Here is a 15,249-nt window from a genome sequence, read left to right as displayed (position 1 = left end):
TGGCTTAACAAAATTTATTAGCCGGTCGCGGCTTAACCGCGGGAAACGCGCATTGGCCGCGGCAGTGCTAGTTGTGCTGGGGTTATTGACCCTGCCTTCAGCATTCGCGATGAAACTAACAGATATTAAGGTCAATAATGGCCCAACTGAGAGCAGGGTTACGCTCAGTTTTGATGGCAAACCGATCTACGCCTTTTTCTCTTTAAGCGGGCCAGAACGTGTGGTGTTGGATGTCCGCCAAAGCGGCAATCTTTCCGGCTTACCGCTTGAGTTTAGTGGGCAGAATCTGCTGAAAAGGATTCGATCCAGTACCCCGAAAGATGAGCAAAGCACCCGCCTGGTACTGGAACTGACGCAAAAAGTGAAAACTCGCGCCGTTACTCAGCAGTCGGGCAATAATTACACGGTTGTCATCACCATGACGGCCACGGATAGCGCCCCCACACGTCAGCCGCAGGTCTTGAGCCAGACCAATACACCTAGCCCTAATGCGGGGCGATTGACGTCACAGGCGACGAATTCGACTCCCCCTCCACGGATAACTAATTCCAACACCACTTCAGTGGCGAAAAATCCGTTTAATAATAAGCCGACGGTGGTGGTGAGCAGCGAAAGCACAACCACGAATACTGCCCGCCCAATTAAAACCGCCCGTGTCGCAAGCAGTGATCGTGTGGTGGTGGCTATTGATGCGGGGCACGGGGGGCAGGACCCCGGCGCTATTGGGCAAAATGGTCTGAAAGAGAAAAATGTCACTATTGCCATCTCCCGCCGGCTGGAAGCGCTGCTTAACAGCGACCCGATGTTTAAACCGGTTTTGACCCGCAATGGCGACTACTTTATTTCGGTGATGGGCCGCTCTGACGTGGCGCGGAAACAGAGCGCTAACGTGCTGGTTTCCATCCATGCCGATGCAGCACCTAACCGCAGTGCCACCGGGGCTTCGGTCTGGGTGCTCTCTAACCGTCGCGCCAACAGTGAGATGGGGAGCTGGCTAGAGCAGCATGAGAAACAGTCCGAGCTGCTGGGTGGCGCAGGTGATGTGTTAGCCAATACCGCATCTGACCCCTATTTGAGTCAAGCGGTGCTGGATCTGCAATTTGGGCACTCCCAGCGGGTGGGGTATGACGTCGCCACCAAAGTGCTGCGCGAGCTGCAAACCATTGGCGATATTCATAAAAGTCGCCCTGAGCATGCAAGTCTTGGGGTGCTACGTTCACCGGATATTCCGTCGTTGTTAGTGGAAACCGGCTTTATCAGTAATAGCACGGAGGAGCGGCTGCTTGGCAGTAGCGCGTATCAGGAGAAGATTGCGCAAGCCATTTATAAAGGCTTGCGTAGTTATTTCCTCGCGCATCCGCTACAAGCCGACCCAAAGGTCGAAAACCGTCCGCTAATAGAAACAGCGGCGGTTGATTCATCTTCACAACGCTCAAGTGTTAATCAGCCGGATCCCGTCATCAGTAATGCGCAAAGCGGCAGGGTATCTGCCGCTAAACCGGTTGCGACGGGTAAAAGCCAGATCCATAAAGTGCAGCGTGGCGAAACTTTATCCGGCATTGCCAGTCAATATGGTGTCAGTATGGCGCTGTTGCGGCAGAGTAATACGCTGAAAAATGATGTGGTCTGGGTCGGGCAGCGGTTGAAAGTTCCCGCCTCTGGCAGTGCGGTAGTGGCAGTCACGCCAAAAGCCACCGCGTCAGCTAAAGCGAAGCCGAGTAAAAGTCAGCCGGTTAAGCATCAGGTAAAACGTGGCGATACGCTGTCCGCCATTGCCGCCCGATACGGTGTGTCGATGAGCGAGATTGAGCGGGCGAATAAGATAAAGTCAGGCAACGTCCAACTTGGGCAGACCCTCACGATCCCACAGTCATAAGCGAAAGGAACTGCTATGCCGATTCAGATTCTACCTCCACAGCTCGCTAACCAAATTGCCGCAGGTGAAGTGGTAGAGCGGCCTGCATCGGTAGTGAAAGAGTTGGTAGAGAACAGTCTGGATGCGGGGGCGACGCGGATTGATATTGATATTGAGCGCGGTGGGGTGAAACTCATTCGCATCCGTGATAACGGCTGTGGGATTAACAAAGAGGACTTGGCGCTTGCATTGGCGCGCCATGCCACCAGTAAAATAAGCTCGCTGGAGGATCTGGAGGCCATCCTCAGTATGGGCTTTCGCGGTGAAGCACTGGCCAGCATTAGCTCAGTCTCCCGCCTAATTCTGACGTCACGGACTGCCGAGCAAAATGAAGCCTGGCAGGCTTACGCAGAGGGTCGCGATATGGCGGTGACCATCAAACCTGCCGCGCATCCGGTGGGTAGCACCCTTGAAGTGTTGGATCTGTTTTACAATACGCCCGCCCGCCGCAAATTTATGCGCACCGAAAAAACCGAGTTTGGTCACATTGATGAAGTGGTGCGGCGCATTGCGTTGGCGCGCTTTGATGTGGCTATCAATTTGAGTCATAACGGTAAATTAATGCGCCAGTACCGCGCGGCCACTGATCCTTCGCACCATGAGCGCCGCCTGGCGAGTATCTGTGGCCCGGCGTTTTTGCAGCATGCACTGGCAGTCTCTTGGCAGCATGGTGATTTAACCATCCGTGGTTGGGTGGCGGACCCAGCGGCGAGCCGCACCCTAGGTGAAATGCAGTATTGTTACGTAAACAACCGCATGATGCGCGACCGGCTGATCAACCATGCTATCCGTCAGGCCTATCAGGATTTACTCAAGGACGACCAGCAGCCAGCTTATGTTTTGTATCTGGATATTGACCCCCATCAGGTGGATGTCAACGTGCATCCGGCTAAACATGAGGTGCGCTTCCATCAGGCGCGTCTGGTGCATGACTTTATCTATCAAGCCGTGACGACGGTTTTACAACAAACCGCGACCCCAATTTTGAACGTCAATGACGATGGCGAAGAGATAGAAGCACCACGTTGGCAGCCAGAAAACCGCGTGGCGGCAGGGGTGAATAAATATGCGCAACCGGAACCGACGCAAGCCCATCCAGCAGAGCGAAGAGCGCCCCCTGAACGGGTATCACCGGTACGTGAACAGGCGGCCCCGGGTTATAGCGCCGGCCAGCCTTACCAAAAACAGCAAGGTGAGTTATATCGGCAACTGGTGCAACCGGCTGCGGTGACTCATCCAGCAGAGCCGCGCACACCGGCAGTTGCGCCACCGTTACCACCACTACCACGCCAAACCTCCGCTGACGCCCCTCTTCAGGGCGATCATTACAGTTTTGGTCGGGTGTTAACGGTATTGCCACCTTGCTATGCTCTGATTGAATATAAGCAAGGGGTAGCATTATTGGCACTGAAGGTGGCCGAACGTTGGCTAAAACAAGCTCAGTTGAATCCGCCCCCTGAGGGGCTGCGCCCTCAGCCGTTACTCATCCCATTAAAACTGACATTAGATAAAATTGAGGCCGCTGCCTGTCAGCGCCATCAGGCGTTGTTGGTGACGATGGGGATAGAGCTGGCTGTCGAACAGGGAAGAGCGACCTTACGTGCAGTATCTTTACCATTACGCCAACAAAATTTACAAAAACTGATACCGGAACTGTTAGGCTATCTGTCGCAGCATGAAGAGATATCGCCAGATGCTTTGGCCACATGGCTTGCCCGCCACCTTGGCAGTGAACATGAGGTATGGAATGTGTCTCAAGCGATACAGTTATTGACGGACGTTGAGCGTCTTTGTCCGCAGTTGGTGCAATCACCCCCTGCCGGGCTATTACAACCTATTGATATAAAGGCTGCATTGGCAACCCTGACTCATGAATGATATTGAAAATAGAGACCGTCCACCGGCAATCTTTGTTATGGGGCCTACCGCTTCAGGTAAAACAGCGCTCTCAATTGCGCTGAGACAGCGGCTACCTGTGGAGTTAATCAGCGTCGACTCTGCCCTGATCTATCGTGGCATGGATATCGGCACGGCTAAGCCCAGTGCCGAAGAGCTGGCGTTAGCGCCACATCGCCTGATTGATATCCGTGACCCGGCCGAATCCTACTCAGCCGCTGATTTCCGTAAAGATGCACTCCAAGAGATGGCCGACATTACCGCCGCCGGGCGAATTCCGCTGCTGGTGGGGGGGACGATGTTGTACTTTAAAGCGCTATTGGAGGGGTTATCGCCGTTACCCTCTGCTGATCCGCAAATACGCCAGCGTATTGAAGAGCAGGCCGCGGAACTAGGTTGGGAAGCATTGCACCAGCAATTGGCTGATATCGATCCTGTCTCGGCGGCGCGAATTCATCCTAATGATCCCCAACGGCTCTCTAGAGCACTGGAAGTTTTTTTTATTTCAGGTAAAACTTTAACGGAACTGACTAAAATTTCGGGTGAATCCTTACCTTATCGGGTTCACCAATTTGCGATTGCGCCTGTTAGCCGGGAGCTTCTGCACCAGCGGATTGAATTACGTTTTCATCAGATGTTGGAGGCAGGGTTTGAAGCAGAGGCTAGGGCGCTTTTTGACCGCGGTGACTTGCATACGGATTTGCCTGCCATTCGTTGTGTGGGATACCGGCAGATGTGGTCTTATCTGTCCGGTGAGATTGATTACAACGAAATGGTTTACCGCGGAGTTTGTGCGACACGTCAACTGGCAAAGCGCCAAATAACCTGGTTGCGGGGCTGGAGTTCAGTTCAGTGGCTCGACAGTGATAAGCCGGGAGAGGCTTTAGACTCTGTAATACAGGTTGTTAGTGCATAGGTTGAATGATTGTGTACAATTGATTAGTACTCAACGCGCGGATTTTTTTTACGCAGTTTATTTTTGAGCCGATAGGTTCTTAGTTAAAAACAACAAGCAAATAAGGAAAACATAGAATGGCTAAGGGGCAATCTTTGCAAGATCCGTTCCTGAACGCATTGCGTCGTGAACGTGTTCCGGTTTCTATTTATTTAGTGAATGGCATTAAACTGCAGGGCCAAGTTGAGTCTTTTGATCAGTTTGTCATTCTGTTAAAAAACACAGTCAGCCAGATGGTTTATAAACATGCCATCTCTACTGTAGTGCCTTCCCGCCCGGTTTCGCATCACAGCAATAGTCCGAGTGGTAGCACCAATAATTATCATGGTAGTAATCCGTCTGCGCCGCAACAGCCGCAGCAGGATAGCGATGACGCTGAATAAAGCGCATTGTTGGTCGACCATGACGGAGAACATAAGCAACGGATTCGGGCTTATGTTCTCCGCACTAGCGGTTTTGATCCGTTTGAGAGGTTGCACGTTTGTTTGACCGCTATGAAGCCGGTGAGCAGGCCGTACTGGTCCATATCTATTTCTCGCAAGACAAAAACTCAGAAGATCTGCGTGAATTCGAAGCGTTGGTATCTTCTGCGGGCGTAGAGGCTTTGCAAATTGTGACAGGTAGTCGCAAAGCACCACACCCTAAGTACTTTGTTGGCGAAGGAAAGGCCGTAGAAATTGCTGACGCGGTGAAAGCCAGTGGCGCGTCTGTTGTCCTGTTTGATCATGCTCTATCCGCAGCGCAAGAGCGAAATCTTGAGCGATTGTGTGAGTGTCGAGTCATTGATCGTACTGGACTAATTTTAGATATTTTTGCCCAACGGGCCCGTACCCACGAAGGTAAATTACAGGTCGAGTTAGCGCAATTGCGTCATATCGCGACCCGTTTGGTTCGTGGCTGGACGCATCTTGAGCGTCAAAAGGGGGGGATTGGCCTAAGAGGGCCAGGTGAAACCCAGTTGGAGACTGACCGCCGTCTATTACGCGACCGTATCACTTTGATTTTAAGTCGTTTAGAGCGTGTGGCCAAGCAGCGTGAGCAAGGGCGGCGTGCGCGTACCCGTGCTGATATTCCGACAGTATCCTTGGTGGGATATACCAACGCCGGTAAATCCAGCCTGTTTAACAAAATTACGGCAGCTGATGTTTATGCGGCTGACCAACTATTTGCCACGCTGGATCCAACATTACGCCGTATTAATGTGGCTGATGTGGGTGATACAGTATTGGCGGATACGGTAGGTTTTATCCGGCATCTGCCGCACGATCTGGTTGCTGCTTTTAAAGCGACATTACAAGAAACGCGGCAGGCTTCATTACTGTTACACATTATCGATGCAGCAGATCCTCGGGTAACTGAGAATATGGCCGCCGTCGATGCTGTTTTGGCAGAAATAGAGGCCGATGAAATACCTACATTATTAGTAATGAATAAAATTGATTTGTTGGATGATTTTGTCCCGCGAATTGATCGCAACGAAGACAATCTGCCAGTCAGAGTTTGGCTTTCAGCTCAAACCGGCGCAGGGATCCCGTTGCTCTTTCAAGCGTTGACGGAGCGCCTTTCAGGTGAGATCGCACACTATGAATTGCGTTTGCCGCCTCAGGCAGGTCGTCTACGTAGCCGTTTTTACCAGCTTCAGGCAATTGAAAAAGAGTGGATAGATGAGGACGGGAACGTCGGTATGGTGGTAAGAATGCCTATCGTGGATTGGCGTCGTCTCTGTAAACAAGAACAAGAATTGATCAGTTATATTCAAACTCATTGATTATCAGATCTTTCTTGTGAAATTAAGAGCCAGCGTCTTTGGCATGTGCTCTTGGCCTGAAGAAAACCAATCATAGAAGAATGGAGCTAAAACATGGCGTGGAATCAGCCCGGTAATAACGGACAGGACCGCGATCCGTGGGGGAGCAGCAATAATAATGGCGGCAACTCTGGCGGAAATAACAATAATAAAGGTGGCCGTGACCAAGGGCCGCCTGATCTGGATGATATCTTCCGTAAACTGAGCAAAAAACTGAGTAGTCTCGGTGGCAAAGGTGGCGGAAGCGGTAATGGCAACAACGGCGCGACACAAGGCCCCGGTTTCAGTGGCCGTATTGTGGGTATCGCGGTAGTTGCGGTTGTGGTTATCTGGGCGGCCAGTGGTTTCTATACAATTAAAGAAGCCGAGCGCGGTGTTGTGACTCGCTTGGGTAAATTAAGCCACATCGTGCAGCCTGGTTTGAACTGGAAACCGACCTTTATCGATGAAGTGACCCCAGTTAACGTTGAGTCAGTACGTGAATTGGCCGCTTCTGGCGTCATGCTGACCTCCGATGAGAACGTGGTTCGCATCGAGATGAACGTACAGTATCGCGTGACTGACCCGGCCGCTTATCTGTTTAGCGTGACGAATCCGGATGATAGTCTGCGTCAGGCAACAGACAGCGCAGTGCGTGGTGTTATTGGTAAATACACCATGGACAAAATTCTCACCGAAGGCCGTACCATTGTTCGTAGCGATACTCAGCGTGTACTGGAAGAGACTATTCGTCCGTACAACATGGGTATAACGCTGCTGGACGTTAACTTCCAGGCTGCACGTCCGCCGGAAGAAGTTAAAGCGGCATTTGATGATGCAATTGCCGCCCGTGAAAACGAACAGCAATATATTCGTGAAGCGGAGGCCTACACCAACGAAGTCCAGCCACGTGCTAATGGTCAGGCGCAGCGTCTGTTAGAAGATGCTCGTGCTTATGCCGCACGTAAGGTGTTGGAAGCGCAAGGTGAGGTAGCTGGTTTTGCCAAGTTGCTGCCTGAGTATAAGGCTGCACCAGAAATTACCCGTGAGCGTCTATATATAGAAACCATGGAGAAGGTTCTGGGCAAAACTCGCAAAGTGCTGGCTAATGATAAAGGCAACAGTCTGATGGTGCTGCCATTGGATCAAATGCTGCGCGGTCAAGGCGCAGATAAAGCGGATGGCAACAAAGACACCAGCCTGCTTCGTTTGAATCCGCCTTCCTCTGCTAATAGCAGCCAAGAGTCTGGTGCAAGTAATTCAAGCTCAACCAGTGGCTCTATCATGGATCAGCGCCGAGCGAATGCTCAGCGTGATACTTCCACTCGCGTAGGGAGAGAATAACCAATGCGTAAGTCTATTTTACTTATCGTCGTTGTGGTGTTAGTCGCACTCTACGCTTCGCTGTTTGTGGTGCAAGAAGGTCAGCGCGGGATCGTGCTGCGCTTTGGTAAGGTATTGCGTGATAGTGATAACAAGCCGCTGGTGTATGCACCGGGCCTGCACTTCAAGATACCATTTATCGAAACAGTGAAGACGTTGGATGCTCGTATTCAGACCATGGATAACCAGGCTGACCGTTTCGTGACTAACGAAAAGAAAGACCTGATTGTTGACTCCTACCTGAAATGGCGTATCAGTGATTTCAGCCGTTACTATCTGGCCACCGGTGGTGGTGATGTGTCTCAGGCTGAAGTGCTGTTGAAACGTAAATTCAGTGACCGTTTGCGTTCTGAAATTGGTCGCCTGAATGTCCGCGACATCGTAACTGACTCACGCGGTCGTCTGACTTCAGATGTGCGTGATGCGCTGAATACCGGTAGTGTTGATGATGAAGCTGTCACCACTGAAGCGGATGATGCGATTGCTTCGGCTGCGGCCCGTGTTGAACAGGAAACCCGTGGCAAACAGCCAGCGGTTAACCCGAACAGTATGGCGGCACTGGGTATCGAAGTGGTTGACGTGCGAATCAAGCAAATCAACTTACCGGCTGAAGTCTCTGATGCAATCTTCCAGCGTATGCGTGCTGAACGTGAGGCGGTAGCCCGTCGTCACCGTTCACAAGGTCAGGAAGAAGCCGAGAAGTTGCGTGCAACAGCTGACTATGAAGTGACCCGTACGCTGGCAGAAGCAGAACGTCAGGCGCGTATTACTCGCGGCGGCGGTGATGCAGAAGCGGCTCGTCTGTTTGCTGATGCATTCAGCAAAGATCCAGACTTCTATGCCTTCATCCGTAGCTTGCGCGCGTATGAAAACAGCTTCAACAGCGGCAATGATGTGATGGTGCTTAGCCCGGACAGTGATTTCTTCCGCTACATGAGATCCCCGGATAACTCCAGTAAACGTCCATAACGGCTGTCGTTACAGCGCGTTTTGACCGAAACAGTAAGGCCCGTTCACGCGGGCCTTTTCTATTTGAGCCATTTTTATCTTTTGAGACAGATGATGAATTCAACCATTTTGTTAGCATTGGCGCTGGTTTTGGTGCTGGAAGGACTAGGCCCGATGCTTTATCCGAAAGCATGGCGCAAAATGATCCAGGTGATGACTCAATTACCTGATGCCACTTTACGCCGTTTTGGTGGAGGATTAGTGGTTGCGGGCGTTGTTATCTACTACATGTTGCGTAGCCGCATGGGTGGCTAAATGTAAGCACAAAAATTGTTCAGTTATGTGTTAAAAAGTACTGAAAGCCGCGGTATGAGATGTTAGAATCCTTTTTTAAGCAACCTGGTGATTTTTGAGATGGGTAAGAACGTCGTCGTACTGGGCACCCAATGGGGTGACGAAGGTAAGGGCAAGGTCGTTGACCTGCTGACTGAACGGGCTAAATATGTTGTGCGCTATCAAGGTGGTCACAACGCTGGCCATACTTTGGTTATCAACGGTGAGAAAACCGTTCTTCATTTAATTCCCTCAGGTATTCTGCGTGAAAACGTAACCAGCATCATCGGCAACGGTGTAGTACTGGCGCCTGACGCTTTAATGAAAGAGATGACAGAACTTGAAGCGCGCGGTGTGCCTGTACGTGAGCGACTGTTACTCTCCGAAGCATGCCCATTAATCCTGCCTTATCATGTGGCTCTGGATAATGCGCGTGAAAAAGCACGTGGTGCAAAAGCTATCGGTACTACCGGTCGTGGTATCGGCCCCGCCTATGAAGATAAAGTTGCCCGCCGCGGCCTGCGTGTAGGTGATTTGTTCAACAAAGAGACCTTCGCTATCAAGCTGAAAGAAATTGTGGATTACCACAACTTCCAGTTGGTGCATTACTACAAAGTAGACGCGGTAGACTACCAAACTGTGCTGGATGATGTATTGGCTATCGCCGATATTCTGACCGCCATGGTCGTTGACGTCTCTGAATTGCTAGATAGTGCCCGCAAGCGTGGCGATTTCATGATGTTCGAAGGCGCACAAGGCACCTTGCTGGACATCGACCACGGTACTTATCCGTACGTGACCTCATCTAACACCACTGCTGGTGGCGTAGCGACAGGTTCTGGCCTGGGTCCACGTTATGTTGATTATGTGCTGGGTATCGTTAAAGCTTACTCTACTCGTGTCGGTGCAGGTCCATTCCCGACTGAGCTGAACGACGAAACAGGCGAATTCCTGCGTAAGCAAGGTAACGAATATGGCGCGACCACGGGTCGTAGTCGTCGTACTGGCTGGTTGGATATCGTTGCTGTGCGCCGTGCTGTGCAGATCAACTCCTTGTCTGGCTTCTGCATGACCAAACTGGACGTGCTGGATGGCCTGAAAGAAGTGAAGCTCTGTGTTGGCTACCGCATGCCAGATGGCCGCGAAGTGGATACGACCCCGCTGGCAGCTGAAGGCTGGGAAGGTATTGAGCCAATCTATGAAACCATGCCAGGCTGGTCAGAAACCACCTTTGGTGTGAAAGAACACAGCAAGTTGCCACAGGCAGCCCTAAACTACATCGCACGTGTAGAAGCGCTGACAGGCGTTCCGGTTGATATCATCTCTACCGGGCCTGATCGTGACGAAACCATGATCTTGCGCGACCCATTTGATGCATAATTTATGATTAATTGGCTTATCGCCAAAAATCAGCATTCAGATGTGCGTGTTTGAAGTAATAGCCGGGCTTGCGTCCGGCTTTATTGTTTATCCCCCTCTTGCATTTGCTGCTTGCCGGCAACACCAATGAGTTTGGGTATAAAATCTATGCTGAAATTGCCTCCAATATGCCGTTTTACATCAAAAAAACCACCCGTCACCTAAATGATTAGTCGCAAGCTTTATGGCTGGTTTATCATCCAAAGTATAAGTTTTCTAAATAGCACCTAGAATCACACTTATGACCGATCAACAATGTGTCATCTTAGATGGGTTTAAGCCGGGTAAACTGATACTCAGGGGTATACGTGCAGTTAACAAGTTTTACTGATTATGGTTTGCGGGCGCTTACTTATATGGCCTCGCTACCTGAAGGCCAAATGACTAACATTACTCAGGTAACTGAGGTCTATGGCGTGTCTCGCAATCATATGGTTAAAATAATCAATCAGTTGAGCCGTGTCGGGTTGGTAACGGCGGTGCGGGGTAAAAACGGTGGAATACGGTTGGGAAAACCTGCCGAACAGATTCGAATTGGTGATGTTGTGCGCCAGCTTGAGCCACTCTCTTTGGTAAATTGCAGTAGCGATTTTTGCCACATAACACCCGCTTGCCGTCTGAAACAAGTGCTTAATCAGGCGGTACAGAGTTTCCTTAACGAGCTGGATAACTATACTTTGGCTGACATGGTCCAAGATAATACCCCGCTCTATAAGCTATTACTTGTTGAATAGTTTTTATAATAAAACATGTGTATGCCCAATAAATTTGCAAGGTGCAGCCAACCCCCTGCAACTTTAAGTCTAAAGGGGATACAACCTGCTGCTGACAACGGAGGAGCCGCAATGTCACAAGATCCATTCTTGGAACGAGAAGCAGAGAAATATGAGTCACCAATCCCTAGCCGGGAATTCATTTTGGCTCATCTCGCAAAGCGCGAAACACCTGCCAGCCGTGAAGAGCTGGCCAACGAACTTAATCTCAGCGGCGAAGAGGCTTTAGAGGCTCTGCGTCGCCGCCTGCGCGCGATGGAGCGTGATGGGCAGTTAATCTTCACCCGTCGCCAGTGCTACGCCTTGCCGGAGCGCCTGGATTTATTACGCGGCACTGTTATTGGTCACCGTGATGGTTTCGGTTTTTTACGGGTTGAAGGCAGCAAAGACGATCTCTATCTCTCTGCGGAGCAGATGAAAACCGCAATTCATGGCGATGTGGTATTGGCCCAAGCCGTTGGCGCTGATCGCAAAGGCCGCCGTGAAGCGCGTATCGTGCGGGTACTGGTGCCGAAAACCAGCCAAATCGTTGGTCGCTACTTTACCGATGCGGGCACGGGCTTTGTTGTACCTGATGATGGTCGTTTGAGTTTCGATATTCTGATCCCGCCAGAGGCTATCAACGGCGCACGCATGGGCTATATGGTGGTGGTCGAGTTGACCCAACGCCCAACTCGTCGTACCAAAGCAGTAGGTAAGATTGTTGAAGTTCTTGGCGAGAACATGGGCACCAGCATGGCGGTGGATATCGCGCTGCGCACCCATGAGATCCCGCACACTTGGCCGCCTCAGGTGGAAAAACAGGTCGCAGACCTGAAAGAACAAGTGCCGGAAGAGGCGAAAAAAGGGCGGGTGGATTTACGCAACCTGCCATTGGTCACCATTGATGGCGAAGATGCCCGTGACTTTGATGACGCCGTGTATTGCGAGAAAAAACGTGGCGGCGGCTGGCGTTTATGGGTTGCTATTGCGGATGTCAGCTACTATGTGCGCCCACGCACAGCACTGGATGATGAAGCCCGTAGCCGTGGTAACTCAGTCTACTTCCCGTCGCAAGTGGTTCCAATGCTGCCGGAAGTGCTGTCAAACGGCCTTTGCTCTCTGAATCCGCAGGTCGATCGCCTGTGTATGGTGTGCGAGATGACCATCTCCTCACAGGGTAAGCTTTCGTCTTATAAGTTCTACGAAGCGGTAATGAGCTCCCATGCGCGTCTGACCTATACCAAAGTGTGGCGCATTATTGATGGTGAAGAGTCACTGCGTGAGCAATATAAGCCGCTGGTGCCGCACCTGTTAGAACTGCATACCATGTACAAGGCGATGGATCAGGCCCGTGCCGAACGTGGCGGTATTGCGTTCGAAACCGAAGAAGCCAAGTTTATTTTCAACGCCGACCGACGCATTGAACGCATCGAGTCGACCGTGCGTAATGACGCGCATAAACTGATTGAAGAGTGCATGATTTCGGCGAATATCGCCGCCGCGCGTTTTGTGGAAAAACATAACGAGCCGGCCCTGTTCCGTGTGCATGACCGCCCAAGTGACGACCATATCTCAGCGCTGCGTAGCGTGCTCAATGAGCTGGGTCTGACACTCGGTGGTGGCCTGAAACCTGAGCCGAAAGACTATGCGGTGCTGATGGATGAAGTCGCTGATCGTCCGGATCATGAGATGCTGCAAACCATGTTGCTGCGCTCGATGAAACAAGCGATTTACGATCCGGAAAACCGCGGTCACTTTGGCCTGGCGCTGGCCTCCTATGGTCACTTCACCTCACCAATTCGTCGCTATCCTGATTTGGCGATGCATCGGGCTATCAAGTACCAACTGGCCAAAGAGCAAGGCAATGTGAAAGAGCGCTGGACACCGACCGGTGGCTGGCACAGTGAGTACGAAGAGATGCTGCAATTGGGCGAACACTGCTCAATGACTGAACGCCGCGCGGATGAAGCCACCCGCAATGTAGCAGACTGGCTGAAGTGCGACTTCATGCAGGATCAGGTGGGCAAAGAGTTCACCGGTATTATCGCCAGTGTCACCGGCTTTGGCTTCTTTGTGCGCCTCGACGATCTGTTTATTGATGGTTTGGTGCATGTTTCCAGTCTCGACAATGACTACTATCGTTATGACAATATCGGCCAACGGTTGATCGGTGAATCCTCCGGTATGGTTTACCGCTTGGGTGATACCGTGGAAATTCGCGTGGAAGCGGTGCATATGGATGAGCGCAAAATTGATTTTGCTCTGGTTTCCAGTGCGCGTAAGCCGCGTGGTGAGGGCAAAACCGCCCGTGATAAGGCGAAGAGAGCCGATGGTCAACGTAGTATGCGCGATACCTCCTCAAATCGTGGCGGTCGTGGCAGTTCATCCGGTGCGCCGCGTCGTGATCGTGCACCAACGGGGGATCACGCCCCGGCGGCGGCTGGGCAAAAACGGCCTCGTCGCGCTAAAAAGCCCGTGAATTTCGAGCCAGATAGTGCTTTCCGTCCGGTAGATGCCGCTGCAACTTTGGACGACAAAGCGATCGCTGAGAAAAAAGCCAAAGCGAAAGCGAAAAGAGCCTCCGCTAAAACGAAAAAAATTGCCGCCGCCACCAAGGCTAAGCGCGCAAAGAAGAAAACCAGTAGCGATCAGTAATGGCCACTGTTGCCGGGTGGCTTCGGTCACCCGCATTAATTTAATCATTGGCAGGCAAATTATCTTGTCTGCCAACACATGTAAAAGAGCATCATGAGCGAAATTATTTACGGCATTCACGCCGTCAAAGCCCTGCTAGACAACGACCCACAACGTTTCCTGGAAGTTTTTATTCTGAAAGGTCGTGACGATCGTCGCCTACAGCCATTGATCGCGGAGCTGGAAGCTGCCGGTTTAGTGATTCAGGTTGCCAACCGCCAATGGCTGGACGCGCAGGTTGAGGGCGGGGTGCATCAGGGGATCGTGGCGCGGGTACGTGAAGGGCGTCAGTATCAGGAAAATGATCTACCGGCCTTGCTAAAAAGTGTGGAGATGCCTTTTCTGCTGGTGCTGGATGGTGTCACTGATCCACATAATTTGGGCGCTTGCTTACGTAGCGCGGATGCCGCCGGTGTCCATGCGGTTATTGTGCCACGGGATCGCTCCGCACAGCTCAATGCCATCGCCAAAAAAGTGGCCAGCGGCGCGGCGGAAAATGTGCCATTGATTAAAGTGACGAATCTGGCGCGTACCCTGCGAGTGCTGCAAGAGCACAATGTATGGATTGTCGGCACGGCGGGTGAAGCGGACCACACTCTGTATCAGAGCAAGATGACTGGCCCGATGGCGCTGGTGATGGGAGCTGAAGGCGAAGGTATGCGCCGTTTAACTCGTGAACACTGTGATGAGCTGATCAGCATTCCGATGGCGGGGACTGTTTCTTCGCTAAACGTGTCGGTTGCCACGGGAGTCTGCTTATTTGAAGCCGTGCGCCAGAGAGCGCTGAAAGCTTAACTCTTCGCTCTTCACGTTTTGGCAAAAAGCCAACATTCACCGATGTTGGTTCAGACTGCTGACAAACCCCGATGGCGCGATCTGGAACGGAGGGGTGGGTAGAAGAGTAAAGCGTCCGCGCCAGGGATGGCGCGGCTCGAGCCTCCAGGGAAGGATTTACGGCGTCTTTACGATCTACCTATTCCCTCCGCAACCGGTACTTTGTCAATACCCTCAGCCAACATTCACCGATGTTGGCTTTTTTATTTTTTAAGCTGGAGATTCATCTAAATTATCAGTGATATATCGGTGTTTGATCCCTGTTTGTGATGAGTCTGTCAGCAAAAACCCCCGCCTACACCATACTTAACCCTGATTTATGAATGCCGAT

12 protein-coding genes are annotated in these 15,249 nt (G+C 51.5%); all 12 read left to right on the top strand.

Going from position 1 to position 15,249, the window contains the following annotated elements; translation table 11 throughout:
- Positions 1-64 precede the first annotated feature (64 nt).
- The 12 genes from amiB (at position 65) to rlmB (ending at position 14,879) form a co-directional block, all read left to right on the top strand.
- Positions 65-1,876, top strand: coding sequence for an N-acetylmuramoyl-L-alanine amidase AmiB (amiB, locus tag FFE93_RS19125; protein ID WP_099460636.1), 1,812 nt, complete (start codon positions 65-67; stop codon positions 1,874-1,876).
- A 15-nt stretch (positions 1,877-1,891) separates the two neighbouring features.
- Positions 1,892-3,793, top strand: a complete 1,902-nt coding sequence (gene mutL, locus FFE93_RS19120) for a DNA mismatch repair endonuclease MutL (RefSeq protein ID WP_138775788.1) — start codon at positions 1,892-1,894, stop codon at positions 3,791-3,793.
- The gene (gene miaA / locus FFE93_RS19115) at positions 3,786-4,727 is read left to right on the top strand and encodes a tRNA (adenosine(37)-N6)-dimethylallyltransferase MiaA (RefSeq protein WP_032898190.1); all 942 of its coding nucleotides are present in this window, start codon (positions 3,786-3,788) and stop codon (positions 4,725-4,727) included. Before mutL ends, miaA begins: the two co-directional genes overlap by 8 nt.
- Positions 4,728-4,843: 116 nt before the next feature.
- Positions 4,844-5,149 (top strand): RNA chaperone Hfq, encoded by a 306-nt coding sequence (hfq, locus tag FFE93_RS19110; RefSeq protein WP_005275756.1) that lies wholly within the window; start codon positions 4,844-4,846, stop codon positions 5,147-5,149.
- A gap of 98 nt (positions 5,150-5,247) precedes the next feature.
- Complete coding sequence (gene hflX, locus FFE93_RS19105; protein ID WP_005275754.1) at positions 5,248-6,534, top strand: ribosome rescue GTPase HflX; 1,287 nt, start codon at positions 5,248-5,250, stop codon at positions 6,532-6,534.
- Between the two features lie 93 nt (positions 6,535-6,627).
- Complete coding sequence (gene hflK, locus FFE93_RS19100; RefSeq protein WP_049602982.1) at positions 6,628-7,896, top strand: FtsH protease activity modulator HflK; 1,269 nt, start codon at positions 6,628-6,630, stop codon at positions 7,894-7,896.
- 3 nt (positions 7,897-7,899) lie between these two features.
- Positions 7,900-8,904, top strand: a complete 1,005-nt coding sequence (gene hflC, locus FFE93_RS19095) for a protease modulator HflC (RefSeq protein ID WP_005275747.1) — start codon at positions 7,900-7,902, stop codon at positions 8,902-8,904.
- Positions 8,905-8,997: 93 nt separating this feature from the next.
- Positions 8,998-9,198: a DUF2065 domain-containing protein gene (locus tag FFE93_RS19090; RefSeq protein WP_138776019.1), complete on the top strand. Its 201-nt coding sequence runs from the start codon at positions 8,998-9,000 to the stop codon at positions 9,196-9,198.
- A gap of 99 nt (positions 9,199-9,297) precedes the next feature.
- Positions 9,298-10,596, top strand: coding sequence for an adenylosuccinate synthase (locus FFE93_RS19085; RefSeq protein ID WP_032899128.1), 1,299 nt, complete (start codon positions 9,298-9,300; stop codon positions 10,594-10,596).
- A 347-nt stretch (positions 10,597-10,943) separates the two neighbouring features.
- Positions 10,944-11,369: a nitric oxide-sensing transcriptional repressor NsrR gene (gene nsrR, locus FFE93_RS19080; RefSeq protein ID WP_005279724.1), complete on the top strand. Its 426-nt coding sequence runs from the start codon at positions 10,944-10,946 to the stop codon at positions 11,367-11,369.
- A gap of 111 nt (positions 11,370-11,480) precedes the next feature.
- A complete protein-coding gene (rnr, locus tag FFE93_RS19075; RefSeq protein ID WP_138775786.1) occupies positions 11,481-14,045 on the top strand; it encodes a ribonuclease R in 2,565 nt (854 codons plus the stop codon).
- 93 nt (positions 14,046-14,138) lie between these two features.
- Complete coding sequence (rlmB, locus tag FFE93_RS19070) at positions 14,139-14,879, top strand: 23S rRNA (guanosine(2251)-2'-O)-methyltransferase RlmB (protein WP_005279718.1); 741 nt, start codon at positions 14,139-14,141, stop codon at positions 14,877-14,879.
- Positions 14,880-15,249: the final 370 nt, after the last annotated feature.

Origin of the sequence: Yersinia sp. KBS0713 (assembly GCF_005937895.2) — a bacterium.
Classification (GTDB): domain Bacteria; phylum Pseudomonadota; class Gammaproteobacteria; order Enterobacterales; family Enterobacteriaceae; genus Yersinia; species Yersinia bercovieri.
This window is presented reverse-complemented; position numbering and strand designations above follow the sequence as displayed.